This window comes from Humidesulfovibrio sp. (assembly GCF_030689645.1).
Lineage (GTDB): Bacteria > Desulfobacterota > Desulfovibrionia > Desulfovibrionales > Desulfovibrionaceae > Humidesulfovibrio.
This window is the reverse complement of record NZ_JAUYFU010000005.1, coordinates 19,598-45,800: the sequence shown is the minus strand read 5'-3', so window position 1 is coordinate 45,800 and position 26,203 is coordinate 19,598. Positions and strand designations below refer to the sequence as shown.

The window sequence follows — 26,203 nt, the reverse complement described above, 5'->3', positions numbered from 1 at the left end:
TTGCGCGGATTATCGCCCACTGGGCGGGTTGAGATCCTTGGATTTCGTTAGCCCCAGCGTCGATCCACTATGTTGAAGAGGGGAGCGATGGTTTCCTGAGACTGCTTAGGCAGCGTCCTGTGCCAGGGCACTGCCCTTGTCCAAAAGTCCCAAGCTCTCTTGTGCTCGACGCGTGTGTTATAAATTAATATGCCGAAAGGAGCTTGCCGCGAGTGAAGGTTCAGCGGACACGGCATCATGCTTCCGCCGCAAGTGAAAGGGCCGGTTCCGAGCGTCTGCTCGGAACCGGCCCGTTCACTTGCCCGGAGGGGGGGGAATCATTCCCCCCGGAAAAAAGATGTTCCTTCCCCCTACAGATCCGTCTGCTCGTTGGTCAGCCCAGCGCGTTGCAGCATTCTGAACACAAGGGACAGGGCCATGCCGACCACTGTGGCCAGGGCCATGCCCTTGAGCTGCACGTTGCCGATTTTAACTGCGGCGCCGCTGATGCCCACGATGAGCACGATGGCGGTAAGGGACAGGTTCACGGGCTTGGAGTAGTCCACCTTGGCCTCCACCAGCATGCGGATGCCCGAGGCGGCGATGACGCCGAAGAGCAGGATGCACACGCCGCCCATGACCGGGGCGGGGATGGACTGGATGAAGGCCGAGAGCTTGCCCACGAAGGCGAGCGCGATGGAGATGACCGCTGCTCCGCCGATGACCCACACGGAGTATACGCGGGTGATGGCCATGACTCCTATGTTTTCGCCGTAGGTGGTGGTGGGCACGGAGCCGCAGAAGCCGGAGAGCACGGTGGACAAGCCGTCGCCCAAGAGGGAGCGGTGCAGGCCGGGATCCTTGGTCAGGTCGCGCTCGACGATGTTGCCGGTTACCACCAGGTGTCCGATGTGCTCACTGATGACCACGAGGGCGGCGGGCAGGATGATGATGATGGCGTTGATGTCGAAGATCGGCGTGTAGATGGTGGGCATGGCCAGGAGCGGGGCCGCCGCAACGCCGCTGTAAGTCACCATGCCGAGGCCGATGGCGGTGCCGTAACCCACGATGATGCCGAGGAGCACCGGGATGATGGCCATAAAGCCACGCAACACCACGGACCCGAAGGCCACGGTCAAGAGCGTCACCACCGAGACGATGATAGCGTTGGTGTCGAAGGCGCCGGTCTTGGGGTCGGGCATGATGCCCGCCATGCCGGTGGCCACGCTGGCCAGTTCAAGGCCGATGAGCGCCACGATGGGGCCCATGGTGGCCGGGGGCAGCACCACGCTGATCCACTCCGAGCCGAAGCGCCAGATGATGAGCGCTACGGCGATGAACACCAGGCCTGCGGCGATGAAGCCGCCCAGGGCGTAGGAGTAGTTTGCGCCCCAGAAGGCCTTGTCCGCGCCAAGGACCACGAACACGGGCGAGAGGAAGGCGAAGCTGGAGCCCAGGAAGGCCGGAGCCTTGCCCTTGCAGAGGAAGAGGTAGATCAGGGTGCCGATGCCGTTCATCAAGAGGACGATGGCCGGGTCTATCTTGAACAGGGTGGGCACCAGCACGCTGGCCCCGAACATGGCGAAAAGGTGCTGGAAGCTGAGTGGGATGCCTTGCAGGAACGGCACCTTCTCCTCAACCTGAATGGTCTTTCTCATCATCTGAACTCTCCCTTCTGTTGGTTCTCGAACCTCGCATGCAGGTTCCGTCGACCATGCTTCCGCGCCTGCCCCGTGACAGGGCGCGGCGTGTCCCCGTGCGCCGCGTGCCCTGGCTGGCGCAATGGCGTGGAGACGAAAAAAAGGGGGCGTCGCCGCCCCCGTCCGTGCTATTTGGTGCCGAAGATTTTGTCGCCTGCATCGCCCAGGCCAGGCAGGATGTATCCCTTCTCGTTCAGGCGGTCGTCCAGGCCGGCACAGTAGATGTCCACATCCGGGTGCTTGTCGGTGATGCGCTTGATGCCCTCGGGCGCGGCAACCAGGAACAGGCCGCGGATCTGGGTGCAGCCCGCATTTTTCAAGAGCTCGATGGTGGCTTCTAAGGTGCCGCCGGTGGCCAGCATCGGATCGAGGATGATGGCCATGCGCGCCTTGATGTCCGAGGCGAGCTTGACGTAATATTTCACAGGCTTCAGTGTCTTCTCGTCGCGGTAGAAGCCAACCACGCTGACCTTTGCGCCGGGCACCATGTCCAGCACGCCGTCCATCATGCCGAGCCCCGCGCGCAGGATGGGCACAACGGTGATCTTCTTGCCCTTGATGCGCTCGATCTCAACTTCTCCGGCCCAGCCCTTGATGGTCTTCTTCTCGGTTTCAAGATCTTTGGTGGCCTCGTAGGTAAGAAGCCGGGCAAGCTCCTTGGTCACGTCGCGGAACAGGCTGGTGGTGATGTCGTGCTTGCGCAGGAGGCCGAGCTTGTGCTTGACCAGGGGGTGCTGGGCGACGTGGACGGCCATGGAGATCTCCTTTGGGTTGGGCAGTGAACGGAACAAATCCCGCTCTTCTAAAAAGGCGGGGCAGTGAGGTCAAGGGAATAAACCGAAGCGCCGCTGGCTCTGGCCCGAAGCGTCGAAAAATGCAAGAAGAAAATCTCGCGCATGGATTCTGTGTCAAGGAGGGACTGGCCTCTGCGCTGTGTGTGCCGACGGCCCGCCGACTTGTTTGGAAGTGGCTGCGGCACGAAGCATTTGGCAGGCGCGGGTGTCAGGTCTTGAGGCGATAACCCACGCCGCGCACGGTTTCTATGTGCTTGGCGTAAACGTCGAGCTTGGCGCGCAGGCGGCGCATGTGCGTGTCCACCGTGCGCGAGACTCCTTCGAAATCGGTGCTCCATACGGTGTCGAGCAGATGGTCGCGCGAGAGCACCCGGCCACGCGCCTGCACCAGTTCTTTCAAAAGCCGCTGCTCCGTGGCCGTGAGCTGGCGCTTGACGCCGTCCACCTCCATCTCGTGCCCGGGAAAGTTCACCACCAGCCCTTCGTGCCGCCAGATCTCGTTCACCGGGGCAGCCTCGAAGCTGGTCCGGCGCAGGGCGTTCTTGATGCGCAGGATCAGCTCGCGCAGGCTGAAGGGCTTGAGGATGTAGTCCTCGGCCCCCAGCTCCAGACCCACCACGCGATCCACCTCGTCGCCGCGCGCGGTGAGCATTATCACCGGCACGGTGCTCAAGGAGGGTGTCTGCTTGAGCCGGCGACAGACATCAAGACCGTCCATCCCCGGCAGCATGATGTCGAGCAGCACCAGATGGGGCCGCCAGCGTTCCATTGTTGCGAGCCCTTGCTCCCCACCTGCCGCGGCGCGGACCTCGAATCCTGCGGCCTGGAGGTTGTACTGGAGAAGCTCCCTGGTCTGGGCGTGGTCTTCCACGACCATGATGCGGCGTTGTTCCATGCGTGAACATCCCCTGGGTCGGGTTTGCATGGCCGGAAGCGGCCACCTTCGCGTCGTCAACCGTGTTTATGGGAGACCTTAGCCCTTGCAGGGCGGGAGATTGTTACCCCCGCGTGACGGGCCGGAGAAGGTTGCGCAACAGGAGAAAACAAGCAAAAAACAGGCGAAAGACGGTGAAAGGCGGCGAAATGGCGCATATTTCCCCTGTTTGCCCTTGCCTCCCGGCAAAGCGGCATTAGAATAGACAGGCCCGGCATCAGGGGGAATTTCCCCCGGTACCTGTCCGGTGCACGCACTACGGCAAGGAGAGTTGTTTGAAACGCAAAAAAGCCCCCACCAAACCGGTCCGCCTCCGCCGCCGCGCTGGAGCCCCAACGGCAGCACAGCGTCTGGCCCAGGCGACCACTGGAATTCATATGGACGACAAGAAAAAGAAGCAGCCCTTCAGCCTCATGCCCGACCAAGCCGACGGCAGCATTCCCGTTGGCGGTCCTGAAGGCGACGACGCGCCGAGACCAGAAATTCCGGGCATCATGCCTGTGCTCCCCGTGCGCGACATCGTTGTCTTCAATTACATGATCCTGCCCCTCTTCGTGGGCCGCGAGAAAAGCGTCAAGGCCGTTGACGCGGCGCTTTCCGGAGATCGCTACATCCTCATCCTGTCGCAGAAAGACGAGGCTGTGGACAACCCCGGCCCGGACGACATGCATCAGGTGGGCACCGTGGGCATGATCATGCGCATGCTGAAGATGCCCGATGGACGCCTGAAGGTTCTGGTGCAGGGGCTTTCCCGCGCCCGCGTGAAGCGCTTCGTCTCCGACGAGCCCTTCCATCTGGCCGAGGTTGAGGCCATTTCCGAGTCCGAGCCCAAGGAGTTGAGCCCGGAGCAGGAAGCCCTTGTGCGCTCCTCTCGCGAACTTTCTGAAAAGATTTTGACCCTGCGCGGCATCTCTCCCGCAGACATCATGGGCGTGCTCAACTCCGTGTCGGAGCCGGGGCGCCTGGCCGATCTCATCGCCAGCAACCTGCGCATGAAGGTGGCCGACGCCCAGGGCATCCTGGAGTGCGAGGACCCTGTCGAACGCCTGCGCCTGGTGAACAGCCAGCTGGTGAAGGAGGCCGAAGTCGCCTCCATGCAGAACAAGATCCAGTCCATGGCCCGCGAAGGCATGGACAAGGCCCAGCGCGACTTCTTCCTGCGTGAGCAGATGAAGGCCATCAAGCGCGAACTGGGCGATGAGGGCGGCGAGGACGAGGAGATCGAGAATCTCCGCAAGGCCATCGAGAAGGCCGGCATGCCCAAGGACGTCAAGAAGGAGGCCCTCAAGCAGATGGGCCGCCTGGAGTCCATGCACCCGGACTCCTCCGAGGCCACGGTCATTCGCACCTACCTGGACTGGATGACCGAGCTGCCCTGGAAGAAGCAGTCCAAGGACCGCCTCGACGTCAAGGCCGCCAAGGAGATCCTGGATGAGGACCACTTCGACCTGGAGAAGGTCAAGGAGCGCATCCTCGAATACCTTTCCGTGCGCCAGCTGAACCCTAAAATGAAGGGCCCCATCCTGTGCTTCGTCGGTCCTCCGGGCGTGGGCAAGACTAGCCTGGGCCGCTCCATCGCGCGCAGCCTGGGCCGCAAGTTCCACCGTCTGTCCCTCGGCGGCATGCGCGACGAGGCCGAGATCCGCGGCCACCGGCGCACATACATCGGCGCCATGCCTGGACGCATCATCCAGGGCATCAAGGGCTGCGCCACGCGCAATCCCGTCATCATGCTCGACGAAGTGGACAAGCTCGGCGCGGACTTCCGCGGCGACCCGTCCTCGGCGCTGCTTGAGGTGCTGGACCCGGAGCAGAACTTCAGCTTCACCGACCACTACCTGAACGTGCCCTTCGACCTGTCGGCGGTGATGTTCATCTGCACGGCCAATACGCTGGACACCATCCCCGGCCCGCTTCTGGACCGCATGGAGGTCATCCGCATTCCCGGCTACACAGAACAGGAGAAGGTCAAGATCGCCAGACGCTTCGTCATGCCTCGCCAGGCCAAGGACAACGGGCTCAAGGAGTCCGAGGTCAAGATGGACGACGATATGCTGGCCAAGATCGTGCGCGAGTACACCCGCGAGGCGGGCCTGCGCAATCTGGAGCGCGAGATCGGCAGCGTGTGCCGCAAGCTGGCGCGCAAAAAGGCCGAGGGCGAAAAGGGCCCCTTCAGCGTCACCGAGAAGAATCTGCACAAGTACCTTGGTGTTCCCCGCTTCCTGGAGGACGAAAAGGAGACGACCCTGCCTCCCGGAGTGGTCACCGGCCTGGCCTGGACCCCTTACGGCGGCGAGATCCTGCACGTCGAGGTGACCACCATGCCCGGCACGGGCAAGCTCATCCTCACGGGCAAGCTGGGCGATGTCATGAAGGAGTCGGCCCAGGCTGCGGTGTCCATCTGCCGCGCCAAGGCGGATATCTACGGCATCCCGGCGGACTTCCACGAGAAGCGCGACATCCACATCCATGTGCCTGCGGGCGCCACGCCAAAAGACGGCCCCTCCGCCGGCGTCACCCTGGTGACGGCGCTGATCTCGGCCCTTACCGGGGTTGCGGTGAGCGCGGACACCTGCATGACCGGCGAGATATCCCTGCGCGGCCGCGTGCTGCCCGTGGGCGGCATCAAGGAGAAGATCCTTGCGGCCGTTTCCCAGGGCATGAAGCGCGTCATCATGCCCAGCCAGAACAAAAAGGACCTGCAGGACATCCCCGAGGACCTGCGCAAGAGGGTCGCCATCAAGTTCGTGGAGCGCGTGGACGAGGTGTGGCCCCTGGCCAAGTCCTCGGGCAAGGCTTCGCCTAAGGCCGAGGCCAAGGCGGACGCCAAGGTTGAGCCCGCCGCTGATGCGGATGCGGCCAAGGCTCCTGCCAAGACGGCATCGCAGAAAAAGCCAGTGGCTTCCAAGGCTCCTGCGAAAAAGCCTGCGGCGCCCAAGCCCGCAGCGCCCAAGCCCGCGGCGAAGAAGCCCGCAAAGAAAAGCTAACTCCAGGGGGCGGGCCTGGGCGGCGTTGCCAGTGTGCGCGAATTGCGCTACTAAAGCGCCCGCCCAGCCCCACCCGCCGGGCCAGTCAGAGATGCAGCGAGGAGACCCGCGATGCCCATATTCGAATACGTCTGCAAAAAGTGCAAAAACCAGTTCGAAGAGCTTGTGTTCAGCCAGGACGAGCAGGCCGTGTGCCCCTCCTGCGGCTCCACCAGGACCGAGAAGCTCATGAGCTGCTGCCGCAGCAAGGTGGGCGGCGGTCCCAACATGGACTCCCCTGCGGCCCAGGCCTCTCCCGCGCCATCCGGCGGCGGCTGTTCCGGTTGCTCCGGCGGCTCCTGCTCCACCTGCCACTAGGTCTGCGACATGAAGAACATCACCATCGCCACCCGCGGCAGCATGCTCGCCCTCTGGCAGGCCGAGCACATCAAATCACTGCTTTGCGCCCGTTACCCCGGCCTCACTGTGGATCTGCTCAAGATCAAGACCACCGGCGACAAGATCCTCGACGTGCCCCTGGCCAAGGTGGGCGGCAAGGGCCTGTTCGTGAAGGAGATAGAAGAGGCGCTGCTGGATGGCCGCGCCGATCTGGCCGTGCACAGCATGAAGGACGTGCCCACCGAGTTGCCTGAGGAACTCATCGTGGGAGTGAACCCCGTGCGCGAAGCGCCCACTGACAGTCTGCTTTCGGTCAATTTCGACGGTCTGGACGCCCTGCCCAAGGGCGCGAAGGTGGGCACCAGCAGCCTGCGCCGCCAGGCACAGCTGCTCACCCTGCGGCCTGACCTCACCATCGAGTCCCTGCGCGGCAACCTGGACACCCGCGTGCGCAAGCTCCTCGAGGGCCAGTTCGACGCCATTGTGGTGGCCACAGCCGGATTGAATCGCCTGGGCCTCACCGCGCCCAAGGTGGAGATTCTGGGACCCCCGCGCTTTTTGCCCGCCGTGGCCCAGGGGGCTCTGGGCATCGAGTACCGCAAGGACCGGCCTGAAATGGCCGAGATGCTCGCCTTTTTGAATCACCCCGAAACTGCCAGCCAGGTGGCTGCGGAGCGCGCCTTCCTCACCGGCCTCGACGGCGGCTGTCAGGTGCCCATTGCGGCCTGGAGCCAGCTTGAGGGCGAGAGCCTGACCCTCACCGGTTTTGTGGCTGGCGTGAACGGCGAGAACCCCATCCGCCTCACCGCAACCGGTACGGCGGACAAGGCCTGGGATCTTGGCGCGCAGCTGGCCGATCAGGTGTTGGCGGCGGGCGGAAAGGCCATTCTGGACGAGGTCTATGCACGCAGCTGATGTCCCGGATCCGTTGGTCCTGAAGGACTTTCGGCGCATTCCCGGAGTGGGCAAGGCCACAGCCCTGGATCTCTGGAATCTGGGGCTGCGTTCCGTGGAGGAGTTGCGCGGGCGCGACCCTGAAGCGCTCTATGCCGACATGGAGGCCCTGGCCGGTAGGCATGTGGACCGTTGCGTGCTCTACGTTTACCGTTGCGCCGTGTACTTCGCGCAGACGCCGAACCCGGAGCCCGAACGGCTCAAGTGGTGGAACTGGAAGGATTAAGGATTGTGGGCGCATGGCCCAGAGGTTTCGGTAAATATTTCAAGCGGGAGCAGGCGAAGGTCTGCTCCCGCTTTTGTTTGATCAAGGCGCGGACGTTTTCGGTCGGTGGATACGCCCCTCTGACGGAACGGGGCGGAGCGCCCATCAGACCGCCGCAACGAGTCCCGATTCCTTGTGCGTCATGCAGCGTGTGCAATATGCCGTTGTGGGCAGCAGCTCCAGCCTGCGCAGTGAGATGTCCTCGCCGCACTCCTGGCATATGCCGAAGTCTTCCTCTTCCATCTTGCCCAAAAGGCGCAGCAGTTCCATCATGCGCCTGTCAGTGTTGTGCTTCCAGTCCTGATGAAGCACCCGCATGGCAGTTTCTTGCACTCGCTGGACTCCGTTGTCGTCAAGTCCGTTGCATGCCCTCCATTGCTCCAGCGCGGCGTGGATGTCTTGAATCTCAGTTTCAACGATTTCTCGCAAACGGGAAAGCTGTTCCGCAGTCATAATAACCTCCAATGATGTTGAATAAAAATGGCCCCACCTTCCGACGTTCGGAATGATGGGGCCTCATGTCGTCGTTGTTGCGTGACGTGCTACATGACGGCCCCTTTCCCAGAACGGAAGAGACGGCTCTCCGGACGGGAAAACGCTTTTTCTGCGCCAGCGGAATGCAAGCGGCTGGATTCAAAAGGGAAGTGGTGCATCACTCAGTAGCTCCAAAATGTCGGGTTGGCTTGCGGCTTTTGCCGTGGTTCAGGCATTATGCTGGATTCCCAATGCACCGTTGGCGGATGCATTGGCGCACTCTGCGCAAAGAAAAAGCCCCATCTCACTGTGTTTGGTGAGAAGGGGCCTTCAATGCAGGCGTTTTGACGTGACGCGCTACAATGCAGCCCCGTTCTCCCAAGGGAAGAAACGGTCCTTCCGGCGGGAAAGAGTGTGTCCGGCGCAGACGGTATGGTGAAGGCCGGGATGCTGGGGGCTCGAACGTTTCACGAGGTCACTCCAAGGAAAAAATTGCGTTGCTGAAGCACATAGCCTACCCGGTCCGGGAAAAAAAGCAACCCCTGGGCGTTTGAGGTCATTCAGACACCAAGTCATCCGCCCATTGTCTTTCCCTACTCGTCGAAATCCAGCAGATCCCCGCGCATTATGGCCCCTTTGCCGAAGCGGCTGCGAACGGCGTCAAGGGCTGTGTCCAGCGCGCCCTTGGGCCTGTCCGTGGGCTCTGGCTGAAGGAGCGAGAGCTGGCGCGGCTTGTTACCGAATTGGCTGACGCCCACGCCGATGAGACGCAGGTTCTTCTTGGGATTCAGCTCGGTCAGGAGGCTTACGGCGGTATCGAAGATGGTTTGGGTGTCGCAGATGGCTTCGGGCAGGGTGCGCGAACGCGTCACCTGGGTGAAGTCGTCGAACTTGGCCTTGAGGGTGACTGTGCGGCCGCGCACGCCCTGGGCCCGAAGGTCCGAGCCCACCCGGTCGGCTTGCAGCAACAGCCAGCGACGCAGGGTGGCCGGGTCGCGGGTGTCCTTGCTGAACGTGTTCTCCGCGCTGGAGGATTTTGGCGGGGTGAAGGGCGTCACCGGGCGGTCATCCACGCCGCGGGCCAGCGCATGCAGCCACAGGCCGCGTTCGCCAAGCTTCCTGCCCCAGAACTCCGCAGGGTGGCGCAGCACATCGCCCGCAGTGGATACACCGAGCTTGTGCAGGGTTTCCAGGGTGCGTCCGCCCACGCCGGGAATCTTCTGCACCGGCAGGACGTCCAAAAAGGCGCGCACGTCCTGGGGGCGGATGATGGTCTGCCCGTCGGGCTTGTTGAAGTCTGAGGCGATCTTGGCAAGGAAGCGCACCGGAGCGATGCCCACCGAGCAGCTGAGCCCGGTTTCCTGCTTCACCGCGGCGCGCAGGGCCAAGGCGAATTCCTCCGGCGGGCCGAAAAGGCGTTCCAGGCCGGTGGCGTCAAGGTAGGCCTCATCCACGCTGGCCTGCTCCACAAGGGGAGAAAAGTGTTGCAGCACGCCCATGACCCGGCGCGAGATCTCCTTGTAGCGCCACATGCGCCCAGGCACGAACAGCCCCTGCGGGCAGAGCCTTTTGGCCTGCGCCACGGGCATGGCCGAGCGAACCCCGTAGGCGCGGATCTCGTAGCTGGCGGCGGAGACCACGGAGCGTGGGCCATCTCCCACGGCGAGCGGCTTGCCGCGCCACTCCGGGTGGTCCAACTGCTCGATGGACGCAAAAAAAGCGTCCATGTCGATGTGCGCGATGCGCCGTTCGTTGTTTGGGTCCTGGCTCATCCCCGCCGCGCTTTCCATGTGTTCTGGTACGACAGACCAGGACGCTTGGAAAGGGGCGGGAAGGCCGGGCGGCAGGCTGACTGGCGGCTGGCCTAGAAGCCCCAGGCCGAAAGGGTGGGGCGCTTGTAGCCTTGCTGCTGGGCCAGCACGTCGAGGGCCACGGTGGCCATGTCGTCCAGGGCTGGCAGCAGCTTCTGGTCGAGCTCGCGGTAGTCCAGGGTCTTGATGTACATGTTGCAGGTCTCGCACACGTCCACGCGCACGCCGGGGTATTCGGCCACGCGGAAGAGCTTGAGCTTGCCCTGGTCGTCCTCGTCGCAATACGCGCAGGCAATGCGCCGCACGCGGTGTTCGAACCCGCAGAAGGAGCAGACGCCGAACCGCGCCCCTTCCTTGTCGCGCAGGAGCGAGATGAAGGGCAGGCTGCCGCACAGGGGGCAGTGGCCGTGCTCATGGGGCAGGTTTTCCGGCAGGCGAGCGGTCAATTGCTCCGCTGCGGCGTTCAGGCTGGGAGAAATGGCCGTGGTGGCCAGGAAGTCCAGCGCCCTTGGGCTGCCGGGCAGGCGCGTGCGCCATGCGGAGAAGAGCGTGTCATCGCCAGCCGCCAGGCCGCGCAGCGCCTTTTCTGGGTCAAGTTCGCCAGATGCCATGGCCTCTCGCAGGGCCTTGGCGGCGTTCGCCGCCTCGCCGCCGGAGGCGGCCAGCAGGTCGAGCAGGGCCGGAACGAGCCCCAAGGCCTGCTTCAGGTCGAAAGGGAAGCTCTGGCGCATCAAAAGCGGGCTGCCTGCGAACATGGCCTCTGGCGTGGCGCAGTCTGTGTGTGCGGGCAGTTCGACTTTTGCATCGGCCCGGGCCTGGCGCAACAGGGGGAGCACCCGCTCAACCAGGGCGATGAGTTCTTCAGGCAGGATCTCCTGTGCGCGGATGATGGAAAACTTAGATTCCAACAGCTGTTCGTAGGCCGGATCGTCAGCGTGCATGCATTATGTCCTTGGCTGGTTTGGCAGGCGCTTGGACCTGCATGGAAAACACTACGTGCTGCAGCGGCTGGATGCAACCAGGGATACGTAAGTTCACCTTTTGAACCATCATTTTTTTAATATTCCCCTTGCGAGCACAGTCCGGGGCACGTATGGGAAGTTCAGTTTCGTAACCTTGAGCACAGTCGGTGGTGGTTTATGATGAGTCAGGATTTTGCGTCAGGCATCAACCTGGTGAGCCTTCAGGAGGCTTTTGACGGCAGCGAGGAAGTGCTGGCGCAGATGCTGGGACTTTTTCAGGTTCAAGCTGTGGAGCGCATGGGGCAGCTGAACGCGCACCTTGCAGCCTGGGACACCACGTGTGCGCGCACTGCGCTGCATTCGCTGATAAATATTTCCGGTGCCGTGCGCGCTTACGCCATGAGCGAATTGGCCAAGGCCGTAGGCGAAGCGGTGAAGCGCGAGGACCGCGAGCTGGCTCAGACAACGGCCAGAGTGTTAGGGCAGGAGACGGAAAGGGTGCTGGCGATGGTCAAGGCAATGCTCGACGCGGCCCGACAGAATCCACTGGAAATCTGGAACGTTCCACTGGTCGGCCTTGGGCACGGCATAACCCCATAGCGGAGCTGAAAAATAGGCCGCCCGCCCGGCCCAGGCAGTTCCGCAAGGAACCTGGGGCAAGGCGGACGGCCCTGAAGTCTCGATTTAATTCAAACCCTACAGATTTGCCTGAAGGATCTCGCCGAATTCCTTGCAGCCCACGGCCTTGGCGCCCTCGATCTGGGAGGCCAGGTCTATGGTAACCTTGCGCGCGGCGATGGCCTTGGCCACAGCGCCGTGCACCAGCTGGGCGGCCTCATGCCAGCCCAGGTGCTCAAGCATCATGGTGCCGGAGAGGATGAGGCTGCCGGGGTTGGCCATGTCCTTGCCAGCGATGGTCGGCGCGGTGCCGTGGGTGGCCTCGAAAAAGGCCAGGGTGTCGCTCATGTTCACGCCGGGCGCCAGGCCCAGCCCGCCCACCTGCGCGGCCAGCGCGTCGGAGATGTAGTCGCCGTTCAAGTTCGTGGTGGCGATGACGGAATACTTCTCGGGGCGGATGAGCGCCTCCTGGAACATGGCGTCTGCAATGCGGTCGTTGATGATCACCGGCTTTTTAGCGCCTTCGGCGGCCTCGGCCTCGGTCATGGTGAAGTCGCCGAACTCCGCAGCGGCCATCTCATAGCCCCAGGCGCGGAACCCGCCCTCGGTGAACTTCATGATGTTGCCCTTGTGCACCAGAGTCACGCTGCCGCGCTTCTGGTCGATGGCGAACTTGACCGCGCGGCGCGCCAGGCGCTTGCAGCCCTTTTCGGTCATGGGCTTGATGCCGATGGCGCAGAGGTCGTCGAGCTTGGCGCCCATCTCGTCGCGCAGGAAGCCCACCACGCGCCTGGCCTCCGGGGTTCCCGCCTCCCACTCGATGCCGGCGTAGACGTCCTCGGTGTTCTCGCGGAAGATGACCATGTCCACGCGTTCCGGGTGCTTCACGGGACTCTCGATGCCGGGGAAGTATTTGATGGGCCGGATGCAGGCGTAAAGGTCGAACATCTGGCGCAGGGTGACGTTCAGGCTGCGGAAGCCCTTGCCCACCGGGGTGCCCAGGGGGCCTTTCATGGCCAGTTCAGCGCCCTTGAGGGCGTCGAGGGTGGCCTGGGGCAGGTTTTCGCCCGTTTCGCGCAGGGCTTTTTCGCCCGCAAGAATTTCCTTCCACACGAGCTTCTTTTCGCTGCCGTAGGCCTTGGCCACTGCCGCGTCGATGACGGGCCGACCCGCCGCCCAGACCTCGGGGCCAATGCCGTCGCCCTCAATGAAATAGACAACCTTTTCCACCATGATGCCTCCCGAACAAAATTCGCGTCCCCGTGTCCGCTTTGGGGCGCGGTCCGCGTGCCAGACGTGATAGCTGGGCTTCGGTCTCAAGGCAAGTACCCAACGGCCGCGGTCCTGGTGTCGATCTTGACAATTGCCCGGACCCGAAGTAAGCACCCACCATGTGCAAAAGCATGACGAATATATCCAGCCAAGGCTGGTGGCGCTGGTGGCAGAGTTACTGAAGCCGCCGGCTTGACGGATGCTCGAACTTTTGGGCCGCGGACTTCAGGACCGCGGCCCTTTTTTGTGCTCTCGCGGCGCATTGAGGGGCCCCGGCCCGGACCGCGGTGAAACACCCCCGAGGAGGACATGCAATGGAAACGAGAATCAACCTGCCCCAGAACGAGATGCCCTCGGCATGGTACAACGCCTTGCCGGATCTGCCCACGCCGCTTGCCCCGCAGTTGGATCCGCAGACCCATGAGCTGCTGACCCCGGACAAGCTGTCCGCAATTTTCCCGGAGGCCCTCATCGAGCAGGAGATGAGCCTCAAGCGCTTCATCGAGATCCCCGAGCAGGTGAAGGACATCTATCGCCTGTTCCGGCCCACGCCTCTGGTGCGCGCCAAGCGCCTTGAGGAAGCCATCGGCTCCAAGTGCCGCATTTACTACAAGAACGAATCAGTTTCGCCTTCCGGCTCGCACAAGACCAACACAAGCGTGCCGCAGGTGTACTACAACAAGCTCGAGGGCGTGAAGCGCCTGGCCACCGAGACCGGCGCCGGACAGTGGGGCACCGCCCTTTCCTTCGCCTGCAGCATGTTCGACATGAAATGCACTGTGTACATGGTCAAGGTGAGCTACGAGCAGAAGCCCTATCGCAAGATTCTCATCAACGCCTATGGCGGAGAGATCTTCCCCTCGCCCTCCATGCAGACCAACGCCGGCCGTGAGATGCTGGCCAAGGACCCGGACTGCAAGGGCAGCCTGGGGCTGGCCATCAGCGAGGCCGTGGAGGACGCCGCCACCCACGACGACACCAAGTACACTTTGGGCAGCGTGCTGAACCACGTGCTGCTGCACCAGTCCATCGTCGGCCTGGAGACGGAGAAGCAGCTCCAAATGGCGGGCGAAAAGCCCGACTATCTCATCGGCTGCGTTGGCGGCGGCAGCAACTTCGGCGGCCTGGTGCTGCCGTTTTTGCCGCGCAAGCTCGCGGGGGAGAACATCACCTTCGTGGCTGCGGAGCCCAAGGCTTGCCCGACCCTGACTCGCGGCAGCTTCCGCTACGATTACGGCGATATGGCCCGGCTGACCCCGCTGATGAAGATGCACACCCTGGGACACGCCTTCATGCCTGCGCCCATCCACGCGGGCGGCCTGCGCTATCACGGCGATGCTCCCATCGTCTGCAACCTTATGGCCGAGGGCCTTGTGGATGCGCGCGCCTATTATCAGGGCGAGTGCTTCGAGGCCGCGCAGCTGTTCCTCAAGACCGAGGGCTTCCTGCCTGCGCCGGAAACCTCTCACGCCATCAGGAGCGCCATCCAGGTCGCCAAGGAGGCCAAGCCCGGCTCCTGCGTGGTGTTCCTGTACTCTGGCCATGGCATGCTCGACCTTGCTTCCTACGACGCCTACCTGCGCGGCGATTTGAGCAACTACGAACTGCCCCAGGACTGCATCGACCAGGCCCTGATGATGTGCCCCACCATCGCGGGTTAGTTTCTAAGCCACGCGTGCAAATCAGGGGGGGCTTCGGCTCCCCTTTTTTGTTGCAGACCTGATGATTCGCGTTTGCGTCTTGACCTCTTCCGGCTCATCTGTCAAACATTCGGCATGGATTTTACGCTTTTCTCCGAAATTTTGACGATATTCGGCCTTTCCGTGGCCGTCATATACCTGTGCCACAAGGTGCGCATCCCGCCCATCGTGGGGTTCCTCATCACCGGCGTCATCGCCGGGCCCTATGGCCTGGGGCTTGTGAGCGCCGTGCACGAGGTTGAGATCCTGGCCGAGGTGGGCGTGGTCTTGCTGCTGTTCACCATCGGCCTGGAACTGTCCATGGGCGAGCTGGTGCGCTTAAGGAAGAGCGTGCTTCTTGGCGGCGGCGGGCAGGTGCTGTTCAGCATCGTGGCCTTCGGCGCCCTGGCCTACGCGCTGGGGCAGAGCATTTCCCACTCAGTGTTTGTGGGCTTTTTGGCTGCTCTTTCATCCACGGCCATTGTGCTCAAGATCTTTCAGCAGCGTGCGGAAATGGACTCTGTCCATGGCCGCATTTCGCTGTCCATCCTCATTTTTCAAGATCTCGTCATCGTGCCCATGATGCTCGTCATTCCCTTCCTGGCCGGTCAGGCCGGCGGGCAGGGGGGCTCCAGCCTTTCGTTCCTGTGGCCCACACTGAAGGGCATCGGCATGGTCGGGCTGGTGTTCTTTCTGGCGCGCAAGGTTGTGCCCAGGCTTCTGCACCGCATTGTGCAGACCCGCAGCCGCGAGCTGTTCCTCATCTGCACCCTGACCCTGTGCCTGGCCACGGCGTTTTTGACCTCGCAGGTGGGGCTGTCGCTTTCGCTGGGCGCTTTCCTGGCCGGGCTCATCATCTCCGAGTCCGAGTACAGCCTGAGCGCGCTGGAGGGCATCATGCCCTTCCGGGACGTGTTCACCAGCCTGTTTTTCATCTCTGTGGGCATGCTCCTTGATGTCGGCTATCTGGCCAGCCACGTGCCGTCCGTGGCCGGGGCAACCCTGGCCGTTCTGGGGCTGAAGGCGCTCATGGCGGCGCTGGCCGCCTACATGCTGGGCTTTCCCGTGCGGCCTGCCGTGCTGGTCGGGCTCGCCCTGTGCCAGATTGGCGAGTTCTCCTTCGTGCTGGCCAAGGCCGGGCTGGCTCAGGGCCTCATCGACGCCCAGGGTTACCAGCTGTTTCTGGCCGCCAGCATCATGACCATGGCGCTCACGCCGCCGCTCATCAGTCTTTCGCCCCGCGCGGCGGACTGGATGCGCGCCTTGCCGCTTTTCGCCCGTCTGGCCAAACGCCCCTTCGAGCAGGAGATGGAGCAGGCTTGCGAAGGCCACGCCTGTGTGGCTGACCATCTTGTCATCGTGGGCTTCGGCGTGGGCGGCAGGCACCTGGCTCGCGCCGCCAAGAATTTCGGCATCAGCTACCGCATAGTGGAAATGAACCCGGACACAGTGCGTCAGAGCGCAGCCGAGGGCGAGCCCATCATCTACGGCGACGCCAGTCAGAACGCGGTGCTGGAGCATGTGGGCGCGCAGAACGCCCGCGTGCTGGCCGTGGTGGTGTCCGACCCCGTGAGCATCCGGGGCATAACCGATGCTGCGCGCAAGCTGAACCCGGCCCTGCACATCATCACGCGGACCCGCTTTCTCAGCGAGATGGGGCCCCTGCTGGAGCTGGGCGCAAGCGACGTCATTCCCGAGGAATTCGAGACCTCCGTCGAGATCTTCACCCGCGTGATGATGCGCTATCTGGTGCCGCGCGGGGACATTGAGCACTTCACTGAGGAAGTGCGCTCGGAAGGCTACGAGATGCTGCGTTCCACAGAGGTGCGGGGCGAGTCCTTCTGCACCCTGAACCGCCAGTTTCCAGGCATGGACGTGAGCGCTCTCACCGTGGAGCTGGGGTCCATTCTCGATGGCCAGACCCTTGAGGAGTCCGAACTCCGGCGCACCCACGGACTCACGGTGGTGGCCGTCGGGCGCGAGGGCGAGGTCATGGCGAACCCGGACGGCTCCCTGCGCCTGGAGGCGGGTGATGTGGCCTATGTATTTGGCCCCCATGCGGATATCGCGGCCAAGGCCGGGCTTTTCACCGGGCGCAAGCGGCCCTGGGAAAGATTCGAAGGGACCGCTCCGGCTTGACATCCTGGTGGGTTTGGGATGAGAGAATAAATACCACTCGCATTCCTGTACGCAATACCCAGAGGAGGAGAGCATGAGCGCACCCGAAGACACCCAGCCGGGCCTGGATCGACGCGAATTTCTCACCCTGGCCGGCGTTGCCGGCGTTGGCCTCCTGGCCCCCACACTGTTCCCCCTGTCCGAGGCCCTGGCGGCTGATCCTTTGGAAACGGCAGCGTTGCCATACGCCATGAACGCCCTGGAGCCGGTCATCAGCGCCCGCACCCTGGAATTCCATTATGGCAAACACCATGCGGGCTACGCGGCCAACGTCAAGAAGATGATCCCTGGCAGCGGTCTTGAGGGCAGGAGCATGGAGGACATTGTGCGCGTCACGGCGGTCATGCCCGACAAGGCCGCGCTCTTCAACAACGCGGCGCAATGCTACAACCATGCCTTTTACTGGAAATGCATGAAGCCCGGCGGCGGCGGAATGCCCACGGGCAAGCTCATGAGCGCCATCACCGCCAGCTTTGGCGGGTACGACGCCTTCCGCAAGGCTTTTCTGGACGGATCAGTGGGCCGTTTCGGCAGCGGCTGGGGCTGGCTGGTGCAAGAGGGCGGTAAGCTCAAGTTCGTCTCCACCTCCAATGCCGAGACGCCGCTTACCCATGCGGCAGTCACCCCGCTGCTTGTGGTGGACGTTTGGGAGCACGCCTATTACCTGGACTACCAGAACAGGCGCGCGGATTACGTGGGCGCCTTCCTGGACAAGCTGGTAAACTGGGACTTCGTTGCGGCGAACATGAAGTAGCAGCGGGAGCACGATGAATGACAAGGGCTGCGGCAGATGCTGCAGCCCTTGTCATTTGGTGCGCGAAGCGCCTAGCACTCGCCGTCGAGGAGGAAGCTCAGGGCCTTGCCCGCGCGGGTGGCCTTGAACTCGATGATCTCGTAGGTGGCTGCGCCCTCGGCGACAAAGGGATCCTGTTCCAGCAGGGTCGCCAGCTCCTGGCGGCTGCCCGCCTGGGCCAGGATGACGCCGCCGCTGCGCGGCTCGCGCGGGCCGGAGAGCAGGAACAGTCCGGCCTGATAGTTGGCCTCAAGGAATTTGCGGTGCGCGGGCAGCAGTGCGTCGATGACTTCCAGCGGCTTCACATAGGTCATGTGCACAAGGTACATGGGTGCTCCTGGGGTGTGTAGGTTCTTGCTGAGTTTGTATGGCGGATGCCCACGCCTTTCAAGGATTCTGTGCGGAGCTTTCCGTGGGGACGGCAGCCAGCAGGGCGCGAACCTGCGAGAGGTTGTTTCTCGCGACGTCGTATTGGGGGTTCAGGGTCACGGCCTTGGCGAAGTGCCCTTCGGCAACGGCCAACTGCTTGCGGATGATGGCGATGTTGCCCAGGTCGTTGTATGCCTGAGAGTAGTCCGGCTTGTGCTTGAGGGCCGCCAGGTAGTGGTGCTCAGCCTCGTTGTAGCGGCCCAGCTGGGAAAGGCAGAGCCCCATGCAGTAGTGGTCTTCAGCCAATTCGTTTGGGTCCAGGGTGTTCTGCTCCAGGGCGCGGGCAAAGTAAGGCAGGGCCAAGGAGTAGCGTCCTGTGTTTGTGTACAGGATGCCTAGGTTGCCCAGGGCCTTGCTATAGTGGGGCTGCACGCTGAGGGACATGCGGATCCATTTCTCCGCTCCGGAGAAGTCTCCGGCGCGCATTTTGAGCACCCCATAATTGTTCATCACGAAATAGTTGTCATCCGTCACCGCCAGGGCGCGCTCGTAGACGGTCATGGAATTTTTCCACCAGCCCAGTTGCAGGTGGGTCGCCACGCCCAGAGCCAGGCACAGGGCTGCAAGCAGTCCCGCCGTCAGCCCGGACCGCAGACGACTGTCCGCCAGTCGCGCCAGCCCCTCCCAGGCCAGCATGGCCAGGCCGAGATACAGGCCGATGAAGGGAAAGTAGCTCCAACGGTCGGCGTAGGCCACATGCAGACCCACCTTGGGCGGGATGAGAACCGGGGCCAGGGTGCCCAGGAACCAGAACCAGCCCACGGCGAGTTGCGGTCGGCGCTTCAGCTGCCAAAGAGCGGTCGCGCTGACGCCCAACAAGAGGATGATGGCCGCAGCGAGCTTTGCCGCGGGCACGGCCTCTGGAAACGGGTACACCAGCCCCAGCCCGGCAGGAAACACCAGCAAGCGAAGATAGTCCAGGTAGGAGGCCACGGCGTTGGCCAGCTTCAAGGCCAGGGCAGGGTCAGTGGCGCCATAGGCCTTTGGGTGGGTCAGCAGGGTTAGGGCCGACATTGCTGCTGCCGGAAGCAGGAAGAACGCTTTCTCCAGGAGCAGCGGTCCCAGCCCTGTCCGTGTCGGTCCGTCGCTGCCGTTTTGCCATAGGCGCAGACGTCGTAGAGGCCAGAAGTCCAGAAGCAGCAAAAGCGCCGGAAGTGTTACCAGCATGGGCTTGGAAAGCAGGCTGGCGGCGTAGAGCAACAGCGCAGGCAGCAGGTTCGTTTTGAGGCCGTCGGCGCGACATTGGGCATAGTTCGTGTAGCTGCGCAGGGTGAGCAGCCCGAAAAAGACAAAGAGCATGTCCTTGCGTTCCGACACCCAGGCCACGGACTCCACGTGGACCGGGTGCAGCCCGAAGGCCAGGGCAACGGCCAGGGCGGCCCATTTGCCGCCTGCGTTTGCCTCCGGGACGGGCCGGGCCAGGTTGAACCAGCGCAGGACAAGAAAATAGAGCAGCGCCACGTTGGCGCAGTGCAGGGCCGCGTTGGTCAGGTGATAGCCCCCGGCCCGGTTTCCGTAGAGGGTCCCGTCGACCAGGAGCGACAGCCAAGTCACGGGCTGCCAGTACATGATGTCGTTGAAGCCGAAGGCCCAGCGCAGGCTGTCCAAGGTCAACCCGGCCAGAACATGCGGGTTGTCGGTGACGTAGATCGGGTCGTCCAGGTTGATGAAGTCGAAGCCTGTTACGCGTAAGTACACTGCGGCGGTAAGCAGTGCGGCGCAGAGCGCCAGCGCCCAGGGCGGAGGGGCGGGAAATCTGGTGAGCGGAGCCGCTTGCCCCGGAAACTGCTTTGTCCGGCGCTCTGCTGCGGCGGGGTGCTGTTCGGGTGCTTTGCGGCGATTGCTCATGGTGCCTGCTAGTGTGGTCTTGTGCTCAAGCTCTTGGCCTTGAGCGCGGCCACACGCGCCACCGATTCACGGATGCGCTCCGCAGGCACCACACCCTCGGCCACCAACTCCATGAGGGCGTCCAGGGCCTTGGGGGCGATGTCCTCGTCGTAGGCCAGATTGTTGCCGATGAGCAGGAGGTCGGCCCCGGCGTTGACGGCCAGGCCTATGGCCTCCTTCATCCCGTAGCGGCTGCCGATGGCGCGCATCTGGAGATCGTCCGTCACCACCACTCCGTCAAATCCAAGCTTGCGGCGCAACAGGCCGGTGATGACCGGGCGCGACAGGGTTGCCGGGTGCTTTGCATCCAGACGGTCGTTGAACACGTGGGCGGTCATGATCATGTCCGCCTGGCCCGTGCGGATGAGCTCGGCAAAGGGGATGAGTTCGGCCTCGGTCCAGGTGGCGGAAACGTCGGTGAAGCCCAGGTGGCTGTCGGAGGTGCTTGAGCCGTGGCCCGGGAAGTGCTTGGCCGAGGTCAGCACGCCCTGGCCCTGGAGCCCCAGGGCAAAGGCCCTGGCGCAGGTTGCGGCTCGTTGCGGATCAGCGGAAAAGCTGCGGCTGATTTTTCCGATGACCGGATTATCCGGGTTCACGTTGACATCGCACACGGGAGCGAAGTTGAGATTGAAGCCTGCCTGGTGCAGCATGCGGCCTGTGGCCTCGCCAGCAGCCAGGGCAGGGCGCGGATCAGCTTTGTTCTCGTCGCCAGGGCAGAGGTCCGCTGCTGCGGGGCTGTCCGGGAAGCCGTTGGCGGACTTGAGGCGCTGCACGCGTCCGCCCTCCTGGTCCACGGCGATGAACAGCGGCAGGAGGGAGGCGTCTTGCGCGGCGAGGCTGAGGGCGCTCGTCAGGCGGCGCACCTGCTCCGGGCTCTTTACGTTGCGGCCGGGCAGGCCAAGCGCCGCATCGCGGTCGAACAGGATGACCCCGCCGAGGTTCAGCGCTGGCACCTGGCGCAGAATGGGCAGGGGCTTGCCGGACTCGTCCGCAGGTTCCGCGCCGCGAAAGCCCACCAGGAGCATCTGCCCGGCCTGGCGCTTGAGCTCCGCCGAGGGCGGCTCTGGACGGGTCAGGGCGCAGCCCTGCAACAGGGTCAGCAGCGTCAGCGCAAGCAGCGCCGGGGTCCGCAATGATCTGCGCACAGCTCTAGATCCGCTCGCTGCCGAGGGAGAAGGTGCTCTCGATATCGTAGCTGGAGATGACGCGGTAGGAGATGAGGGTCTCCGTGCCGGTGATGCCTTGGATGAGCAGCATTTTTTCCGTGACGATGGTGGCCAGGTCTTCATTGTCCTTGGCGCGGATTATGGCCACCAGGTCGTAGCGTCCGCCCACGGAGTGGACTTCGCTGATGCCGTCGATGGCGACGAGTTTTTGGGCCACCACATTAATGGCCGTGGGCTGGACGTGCATGAGCACGATTGCGTTGGTCATGGCGATCCTCCGTTCGCTGGGTATTACCCGGTTGCGGGCCACGGGTCAAAGGGTTGGGAGGATGCTCACGGAAAAAAGCCCCCGGATGGCTCCGGGGGCTTTGAGGAATCAAGGGGCATTCACTGGAGTACCCTGTCAGTAGTCGGGCAAGCCCGTTTTGACTTGGTCGCGCAGGGTTCAGTCCGCGCTTCCCTCTGCGGGTTTCGGGGTGCGGCGCGTGCCCTGGTACAGCTCGTACTCCAGCAGTCGGCATTCGATCTTGGCGTTGAAGAGCGGGGTCTTGCGGCGCGGCTTCAGGCCAACCTTGGCCGCCAGGTCCGGGTTGCCGGTGAACACGAATCCGCGCCAGCCGGAGAGGCGTTTTTTGAAGAAATCACCGATGCCGGCGTACATGGACTCCAGGCGCGGGGCGTCGCCCAGCCGTCCGCCGTATTCCGGGTTCAGCACGCAAACGCCTGCGCCTTCCTCGGGCACGGTACATTCGCTGAAGTCGCAAACCTCGAAGGTGATGTGCCCCTCCACGCCTGCGGTGCGGGCGTTCTGCTGCGCTGCGACGATGGCCTCGGGGTCGATGTCGCTGGCGATGATGCGGATGTCCAGGTGCTTCCTGGACCCTGCCTGGGCCTCGCGGCGCAACTCGGCGTAGGCCACAGGGTCGAAGTCCAGCAGGTGCTCGAAGGCGAAGCCGCTGCGCAGAAGCCCAGGCGCGCGGTTCAGCGCAACCAGGGCGGCCTCTATGGCCAGGGTGCCGCTGCCGCACATGGGTGAAAGGAAGTGTCCGCCGCGCTCCGCATAGCCTGTGGCGAGCACGATGCCCGCGGCAAGGGTTTCCTGCAGGGGGGCCTTGTGCGGCATTTTGCGGTAGCCGCGCCGGGCAAGGGGCGCGCCGGTGGTGTCGATGTACACGGTGACTGCGTCCTCGCGCCAGTGCAGAAACACGCAGGCGCCCACCGGGTCCGGTCCGGAGTCCGGCCTGCGGCCCTTGCGAGACAGGATGCGGTCCACGATGGCGTCCTTGGCCTTCTGGTTGGCGAAGCGGCTGTCGCGCACGTGTTCGTTCTGAACGCTGGAGTCGACGGTAAGGTGCCCGTCGGCCGGGATGATGTCTTCCCAGGGCAGGCGGCCCAGCTCATTGGCCAGGGCGGTGGGGTCCTTGGCGCGCAGGCGGGCAAGCTCCAGCAGCACGCGGTGCCCCGTGCGCAGATGAAGATTCAGGCGCATGCAGTCACGCATGTCGCCTTCAGCGAGGACTCCGGCGGCAAGTTCGCGGCCCGGGAGGCCGAGGCCGGACATTTCGCGCGCCAGAAATGGCGGCAAAGCTTTGGGGCAGGTCACCAGGACCGGGCGCTTCTGCGCAAAGAGGGACATGGACCGTCCTTTGTGTAGGTTTGGCTATGAGGTTGCGAAGGGGCTGGCCTGCGCCAGAAGCTCCGTCATGTCAAGGGCGGGCACGGGCCTGCTGAAGAGATACCCCTGAAACTCCCGGCAGCCCAAGGATACCAGGAAGTCAAGCTGGGCGGTTGTTTCCACGCCCTCGGCCACCACGCGCAAGTCCAAGTCTTGAGCCAGAGAGAGCACGGACTTGACGATGCTGGCGTCGTCCTCGTCGCCCGGCAGGCCGTCTATGAACGAGCGGTCGATCTTGATGGCCTGGATGGGCAGCTTCTTGATGTAACTTAAGGATGAATATTCTTTGCCGAAGTCGTCCAGCACCACGGAGGAGCCCATGTCTCGCAGGGCGGAGAGCGTGGCCAGGGTCTCTGGCCTGTTGTCCAGCAGCAGGTTTTCGGTGATTTCGAATTCAAGGGCTTGGGGCGGCACGCCGGTTTCGTCCATGATGGCCCGGATGCGCTCCGTGAGGCCGGGCTGCAGGAATTGGCGGGGCGAGAGATTCACGGCCACCACGAAGTCCTTGCGCGCGCCCGTGCGCCACTCTACGGCCTGCTTGCAGGCATGCCGCAGCACCAGGTCGGAAAGGTGCATGATGAGCCCGGTGTTCTCGGCCACGGGTATGAATTCCGCCGGGGAGACCAGCGAACCGTCTTCGCGCCGCCAGCGCACCAGCGCTTCGGCCCCGGCTATGACGTTTCCGGGCTGGGCGACCTTGGGTTGGTAGAACACCTCGATGCCGCCGGAGGAGAGGGCCCGGCGCAGGCCAGCCTCAATGGCAAGGCGTTGCACAACTTGGTCGTTCAGTTCCTCTGTGAAGAAAGCGAAGGTGTTGCGCCCGCCAGCCTTGGCCCGGTACATGGCGAGATCGGCGTTTTTCAGCAGCACTTCCGGGGTTTCGCCGTGGGCGGGGAACAAAGCGACGCCCACGGAAAGGCCCACGTGCAGGCTCTGCCCGTCAAAGTCAAAGGGCTGGGCGATGCTGTCGAGAATATGTTGGGCCACCTTGCCCGCTGCATCCTGGTCTGCCGGTCCGTTCACCACCAGCACGAACTCGTCCCCGCCAAGTCGGGCCACGGTGTCGCTGCGGCGTACGGTTTCCTCCAGACGCGTGGTGACCAGCTTGAGCAGGCGGTCGCCCGCGGAATGTCCCAGGGAGTCGTTGATGTCCTTGAAGCGGTCCAGGTCCATGAGCAGCACGGCGACCTCATGGCCGACGCGCCGGGCAGATTCCACGGCGTGCTCCAGGCGGTCCAAGAGCAAATGACGGTTGGGCAGTCCTGTGAGGCTGTCGTGGAAGGCCTGGTGGCGAAGCTGTTCCTCTGCCAGTTTGCGCTCGGTTATGTCTTCAAGGGAAGCCACGCTGACGTCGGTGCCCGGGATCATGCCCACGGTGAGCAGGGTGATGCGCTCTTCGCCGCGGCTGTTCAGGAAGTGGGTCTCGTAGTTGCGCGGGGCCAGTGCCGGGGATTGGCGGCGCTTCACGTGGTGCTGGAGCATCCAATCCACGTCCCTGGGAGCGAAGAATTCCGTCCATCTGCGCTTGCCCTCCAGCTCTTGTCGGGAACAGCCGGAGAGCTTTTCGAACTCCTGGTTGGCAAGGCTGATGGTGGTGTCGGTCTCGATCAGGATGGTGGCCGTTCCTGTGTTCATGAATACGGCGCGGTACTTCTCTTCAGAGCGCTTGAGCGCATCCTGGGCCTTTTGCAGCTCTTCGACATCGATGAAGGTTTCGAGCAGGAAAGGGGTGCCGCTGCGTTCTATGCGGGAAACGCTTTTGAGCACGGCCAGGTTCGAGCCATCGGCGCGCACCAGGTTGTGCAGCGCCTGCTCGCCGCACTGGCCCAGGTCGTTGATCGGGCACCTGCCGTCCGCATTGGGGGAGCTGAACCCGTGGCAGAGTTTGCCCGTGATGGCTTCCCGCGGAAGTCTTGCGCTGGCGGCCGCAAAGGCGTTGACTTCGCGGATCAGGCGCGTTTGCGGATCCACCAGGATCACCCCGGCCTGGATGGAGTCCAGAATCTGCTGCAGATAGCTTTCCTGTTCCTGGGTCATGGCGCACTGGGTGGCGAGATTCTGGCGCGAGCGCTCAAGCTCCTCCAGGGTGTTGTTGATGCGGAGCGCCAGGGCGGAAAGTTCGTCGTTGCCGGGCATGTCCACCCGGCCCAGGGCGGACTGGGCTTGACGGCATCCTTCGTTCCGGTCTTCCGCATCGGTGCCGATGCTCTCCACCTGCATCTTCAGGCGGTCCAGGCGTCGCAGCACGCGCAGTTCCAGAAACAGCACAAGCACGGCAAAGCTGGCAAGGGTGCCCAGGATTGCCCAAAGATGCTCCAGGCTCATGGCGTGGTCGCCGCGATTCATTATCTCACGCGAGTCGCGCAGCACCACACGCAAGGCCGGCCTGCCCCAAAAGTCCGGCAGAATCAGCACGGCGCAGTAAAGGTCGGTGGAGACGACTCCCGCCGTCAGGCCCCCTGTGTGGTTGCGCATCAGGGGAGCTATGTCGGCGGTCAACGGGCTGTCGGCCCGCTCCAGGGAGATGGGCAGGCGCACGTCTTCGGCAATCTCCGCGCTGTCCTTTTCCGTCAGTGGCCGCAGCATGATCAGGGTGCCGATGGATGGTCCCAGCCCGTCGCTCCCGGTGATGGGGCAGGTTGCCGTGAACATGATGCCCTGCGGAAGCAGCATCAGCCCCTTGGCGCGGTCCTCGACGCTTGTGGCTGCAAGCAAGGGCGAGCCAGGGGTGAGTTCAGTCATGAGCCCGTCCGGGAGTGGAGCTTTGACGCCCTGGACGGGGTCGAATCCTTGGGCCCAGACCACCTTGCCCTTGGGGTCAACGAAGACGATGGCTGCAAGGCGCAGAGAGGCCAGGGTCCGGTCATTCATGTTGGAGTCCGCAAAGTCTTGTGCGCGGCCCTGCATGAAGTGTTTGGCATCGTCCCAAACAGCCCAATCCACAACAATGTCGTCGAGATTACGCAGCTCATGCGCCACAGCGTTTCGAGCGCGTTCCATGTTGCGCACGGCGTGGTCGCGCTCCAGTTCGGAAAAGCTCGACTCTATGACTATATGAGTGGCCAGGAAATTCACCAGCAAAAGCGCCAAGGTGCTCAGGCAGATGAAGATGAGGGTGGCCTTGCGAAGCGTCATGATGCCTCTTGCTTTATTGGGGAGCGGTCATTTGTTTCGCCAGGTCGGCTTCGGATCAAGTTGTTTCTTATCAGACGAATTTGGTTCTGTTTGCAAGCATGGATTTGTGCGAGACTGTGGGGAGCGCTGTTAT

21 protein-coding genes are annotated in these 26,203 nt (G+C 63.4%); 8 read left to right on the top strand and 13 right to left on the bottom strand.

Annotation, left to right across the window (positions count from 1 at the left end; translation table 11 throughout):
* Positions 1-350 precede the first annotated feature (350 nt).
* The 3 genes from uraA to Q8O35_RS00715 form a co-directional block, all read right to left on the bottom strand.
* Positions 351-1,640, bottom strand: coding sequence for a uracil permease (gene uraA, locus Q8O35_RS00725; RefSeq protein WP_305569226.1), 1,290 nt, complete (start codon positions 1,638-1,640; stop codon positions 351-353).
* Positions 1,641-1,807: 167 nt separating this feature from the next.
* On the bottom strand, positions 1,808-2,434 hold the full coding sequence (upp, locus tag Q8O35_RS00720) for a uracil phosphoribosyltransferase (RefSeq protein WP_305569224.1): 627 nt from the start codon (positions 2,432-2,434) through the stop codon (positions 1,808-1,810).
* Between the two features lie 247 nt (positions 2,435-2,681).
* A complete protein-coding gene (locus Q8O35_RS00715) occupies positions 2,682-3,368 on the bottom strand; it encodes a response regulator transcription factor (RefSeq protein ID WP_305569222.1) in 687 nt (228 codons plus the stop codon).
* 416 nt (positions 3,369-3,784) lie between these two features.
* Here Q8O35_RS00715 and lon point away from each other — a divergent pair, with 416 nt between their 5' ends.
* The 4 genes from lon to Q8O35_RS00695 all read left to right on the top strand — a co-directional run bounded on the left by lon (position 3,785) and on the right by Q8O35_RS00695 (position 7,952).
* Positions 3,785-6,394 carry an endopeptidase La gene (gene lon / locus Q8O35_RS00710; RefSeq protein ID WP_371133067.1) on the top strand — a complete coding sequence of 870 codons (2,610 nt, stop codon included), beginning with the start codon at positions 3,785-3,787 and terminating at the stop codon, positions 6,392-6,394.
* 111 nt (positions 6,395-6,505) lie between these two features.
* Entirely contained in the window at positions 6,506-6,751 is a 246-nt protein-coding gene (locus Q8O35_RS00705; RefSeq protein ID WP_305569220.1) for a zinc ribbon domain-containing protein, read from the top strand.
* A gap of 9 nt (positions 6,752-6,760) precedes the next feature.
* A complete protein-coding gene (gene hemC / locus Q8O35_RS00700) occupies positions 6,761-7,687 on the top strand; it encodes a hydroxymethylbilane synthase (RefSeq protein ID WP_305569218.1) in 927 nt (308 codons plus the stop codon).
* Complete coding sequence (locus tag Q8O35_RS00695) at positions 7,674-7,952, top strand: helix-hairpin-helix domain-containing protein (RefSeq protein WP_305569216.1); 279 nt, start codon at positions 7,674-7,676, stop codon at positions 7,950-7,952. Before hemC ends, Q8O35_RS00695 begins: the two co-directional genes overlap by 14 nt.
* A gap of 144 nt (positions 7,953-8,096) precedes the next feature.
* On the opposite strand, the gene Q8O35_RS00690 is transcribed toward Q8O35_RS00695, so the two are convergent.
* The 3 genes from Q8O35_RS00690 to Q8O35_RS00680 all read right to left on the bottom strand — a co-directional run bounded on the left by Q8O35_RS00690 (position 8,097) and on the right by Q8O35_RS00680 (position 11,217).
* Positions 8,097-8,444 carry a TraR/DksA C4-type zinc finger protein gene (locus tag Q8O35_RS00690; protein ID WP_305569214.1) on the bottom strand — a complete coding sequence of 116 codons (348 nt, stop codon included), beginning with the start codon at positions 8,442-8,444 and terminating at the stop codon, positions 8,097-8,099.
* A 614-nt stretch (positions 8,445-9,058) separates the two neighbouring features.
* A complete protein-coding gene (dinB, locus tag Q8O35_RS00685; protein WP_305569212.1) occupies positions 9,059-10,237 on the bottom strand; it encodes a DNA polymerase IV in 1,179 nt (392 codons plus the stop codon).
* 92 nt (positions 10,238-10,329) lie between these two features.
* Positions 10,330-11,217, bottom strand: coding sequence for a formate dehydrogenase accessory protein FdhE (locus Q8O35_RS00680; RefSeq protein WP_305569210.1), 888 nt, complete (start codon positions 11,215-11,217; stop codon positions 10,330-10,332).
* A 201-nt stretch (positions 11,218-11,418) separates the two neighbouring features.
* Between Q8O35_RS00680 and Q8O35_RS00675 the strand changes: the two genes are divergently transcribed.
* A complete protein-coding gene (locus Q8O35_RS00675; protein WP_305569207.1) occupies positions 11,419-11,838 on the top strand; it encodes a hypothetical protein in 420 nt (139 codons plus the stop codon).
* 96 nt (positions 11,839-11,934) lie between these two features.
* On the opposite strand, the gene icd is transcribed toward Q8O35_RS00675, so the two are convergent.
* The gene (gene icd / locus Q8O35_RS00670; RefSeq protein ID WP_305569205.1) at positions 11,935-13,089 is read right to left on the bottom strand and encodes an NADP-dependent isocitrate dehydrogenase; all 1,155 of its coding nucleotides are present in this window, start codon (positions 13,087-13,089) and stop codon (positions 11,935-11,937) included.
* Between the two features lie 353 nt (positions 13,090-13,442).
* Between icd and Q8O35_RS00665 the strand changes: the two genes are divergently transcribed.
* The 3 genes from Q8O35_RS00665 (at position 13,443) to Q8O35_RS00655 (ending at position 17,739) form a co-directional block, all read left to right on the top strand.
* The gene (locus Q8O35_RS00665) at positions 13,443-14,789 is read left to right on the top strand and encodes a TrpB-like pyridoxal phosphate-dependent enzyme (protein ID WP_305569203.1); all 1,347 of its coding nucleotides are present in this window, start codon (positions 13,443-13,445) and stop codon (positions 14,787-14,789) included.
* 114 nt (positions 14,790-14,903) lie between these two features.
* Positions 14,904-16,946 (top strand): monovalent cation:proton antiporter family protein, encoded by a 2,043-nt coding sequence (locus Q8O35_RS00660; protein WP_305569201.1) that lies wholly within the window; start codon positions 14,904-14,906, stop codon positions 16,944-16,946.
* A 73-nt stretch (positions 16,947-17,019) separates the two neighbouring features.
* A complete protein-coding gene (locus Q8O35_RS00655; protein ID WP_305569199.1) occupies positions 17,020-17,739 on the top strand; it encodes a Fe-Mn family superoxide dismutase in 720 nt (239 codons plus the stop codon).
* 71 nt (positions 17,740-17,810) lie between these two features.
* Here the strand turns inward: Q8O35_RS00655 and Q8O35_RS00650 are convergent, their stop codons facing one another.
* The 6 genes from Q8O35_RS00650 to Q8O35_RS00625 all read right to left on the bottom strand — a co-directional run bounded on the left by Q8O35_RS00650 (position 17,811) and on the right by Q8O35_RS00625 (position 26,070).
* On the bottom strand, positions 17,811-18,107 hold the full coding sequence (locus tag Q8O35_RS00650; RefSeq protein ID WP_305569197.1) for a YciI family protein: 297 nt from the start codon (positions 18,105-18,107) through the stop codon (positions 17,811-17,813).
* A 58-nt stretch (positions 18,108-18,165) separates the two neighbouring features.
* Positions 18,166-20,055 carry a tetratricopeptide repeat protein gene (locus tag Q8O35_RS00645; protein WP_305569195.1) on the bottom strand — a complete coding sequence of 630 codons (1,890 nt, stop codon included), beginning with the start codon at positions 20,053-20,055 and terminating at the stop codon, positions 18,166-18,168.
* Between the two features lie 8 nt (positions 20,056-20,063).
* On the bottom strand, positions 20,064-21,239 hold the full coding sequence (locus Q8O35_RS00640; protein WP_305569193.1) for a glycoside hydrolase family 3 protein: 1,176 nt from the start codon (positions 21,237-21,239) through the stop codon (positions 20,064-20,066).
* 4 nt (positions 21,240-21,243) lie between these two features.
* Positions 21,244-21,528, bottom strand: a complete 285-nt coding sequence (locus Q8O35_RS00635; RefSeq protein WP_305569191.1) for an Lrp/AsnC family transcriptional regulator — start codon at positions 21,526-21,528, stop codon at positions 21,244-21,246.
* A gap of 177 nt (positions 21,529-21,705) precedes the next feature.
* Entirely contained in the window at positions 21,706-22,896 is a 1,191-nt protein-coding gene (locus Q8O35_RS00630) for a class I SAM-dependent RNA methyltransferase (protein ID WP_305569189.1), read from the bottom strand.
* A 24-nt stretch (positions 22,897-22,920) separates the two neighbouring features.
* The gene (locus Q8O35_RS00625) at positions 22,921-26,070 is read right to left on the bottom strand and encodes an EAL domain-containing protein (protein ID WP_305569187.1); all 3,150 of its coding nucleotides are present in this window, start codon (positions 26,068-26,070) and stop codon (positions 22,921-22,923) included.
* Positions 26,071-26,203: the final 133 nt, after the last annotated feature.

What these genes read in the sequence shown, in the direction of transcription:
- dinB (WP_305569212.1), bottom strand. Translation starts at nt 10,237, where the DNA reads ATGAGCCAGGACCCAAACAACGAACGGCGCATCGCGCACATCGACATG.
- Q8O35_RS00695 (WP_305569216.1), top strand. Translation starts at nt 7,674, where the DNA reads ATGCACGCAGCTGATGTCCCGGATCCGTTGGTCCTGAAGGACTTTCGG.
- Q8O35_RS00645 (WP_305569195.1), bottom strand. Translation starts at nt 20,055, where the DNA reads ATGAGCAATCGCCGCAAAGCACCCGAACAGCACCCCGCCGCAGCAGAG.
- icd (WP_305569205.1), bottom strand. Translation starts at nt 13,089, where the DNA reads ATGGTGGAAAAGGTTGTCTATTTCATTGAGGGCGACGGCATTGGCCCC.
- uraA (WP_305569226.1), bottom strand. Translation starts at nt 1,640, where the DNA reads ATGATGAGAAAGACCATTCAGGTTGAGGAGAAGGTGCCGTTCCTGCAA.
- Q8O35_RS00630 (WP_305569189.1), bottom strand. Translation starts at nt 22,896, where the DNA reads ATGTCCCTCTTTGCGCAGAAGCGCCCGGTCCTGGTGACCTGCCCCAAA.
- upp (WP_305569224.1), bottom strand. Translation starts at nt 2,434, where the DNA reads ATGGCCGTCCACGTCGCCCAGCACCCCCTGGTCAAGCACAAGCTCGGC.
- Q8O35_RS00690 (WP_305569214.1), bottom strand. Translation starts at nt 8,444, where the DNA reads ATGACTGCGGAACAGCTTTCCCGTTTGCGAGAAATCGTTGAAACTGAG.
- Q8O35_RS00680 (WP_305569210.1), bottom strand. Translation starts at nt 11,217, where the DNA reads ATGCACGCTGACGATCCGGCCTACGAACAGCTGTTGGAATCTAAGTTT.
- Q8O35_RS00655 (WP_305569199.1), top strand. Translation starts at nt 17,020, where the DNA reads ATGAGCGCACCCGAAGACACCCAGCCGGGCCTGGATCGACGCGAATTT.
- Q8O35_RS00675 (WP_305569207.1), top strand. Translation starts at nt 11,419, where the DNA reads ATGAGTCAGGATTTTGCGTCAGGCATCAACCTGGTGAGCCTTCAGGAG.
- Q8O35_RS00625 (WP_305569187.1), bottom strand. Translation starts at nt 26,070, where the DNA reads ATGACGCTTCGCAAGGCCACCCTCATCTTCATCTGCCTGAGCACCTTG.
- Q8O35_RS00660 (WP_305569201.1), top strand. Translation starts at nt 14,904, where the DNA reads ATGGATTTTACGCTTTTCTCCGAAATTTTGACGATATTCGGCCTTTCC.
- Q8O35_RS00665 (WP_305569203.1), top strand. Translation starts at nt 13,443, where the DNA reads ATGGAAACGAGAATCAACCTGCCCCAGAACGAGATGCCCTCGGCATGG.
- hemC (WP_305569218.1), top strand. Translation starts at nt 6,761, where the DNA reads ATGAAGAACATCACCATCGCCACCCGCGGCAGCATGCTCGCCCTCTGG.
- Q8O35_RS00635 (WP_305569191.1), bottom strand. Translation starts at nt 21,528, where the DNA reads ATGACCAACGCAATCGTGCTCATGCACGTCCAGCCCACGGCCATTAAT.
- Q8O35_RS00650 (WP_305569197.1), bottom strand. Translation starts at nt 18,107, where the DNA reads ATGTACCTTGTGCACATGACCTATGTGAAGCCGCTGGAAGTCATCGAC.
- Q8O35_RS00715 (WP_305569222.1), bottom strand. Translation starts at nt 3,368, where the DNA reads ATGGAACAACGCCGCATCATGGTCGTGGAAGACCACGCCCAGACCAGG.
- lon (WP_371133067.1), top strand. Translation starts at nt 3,785, where the DNA reads ATGGACGACAAGAAAAAGAAGCAGCCCTTCAGCCTCATGCCCGACCAA.
- Q8O35_RS00705 (WP_305569220.1), top strand. Translation starts at nt 6,506, where the DNA reads ATGCCCATATTCGAATACGTCTGCAAAAAGTGCAAAAACCAGTTCGAA.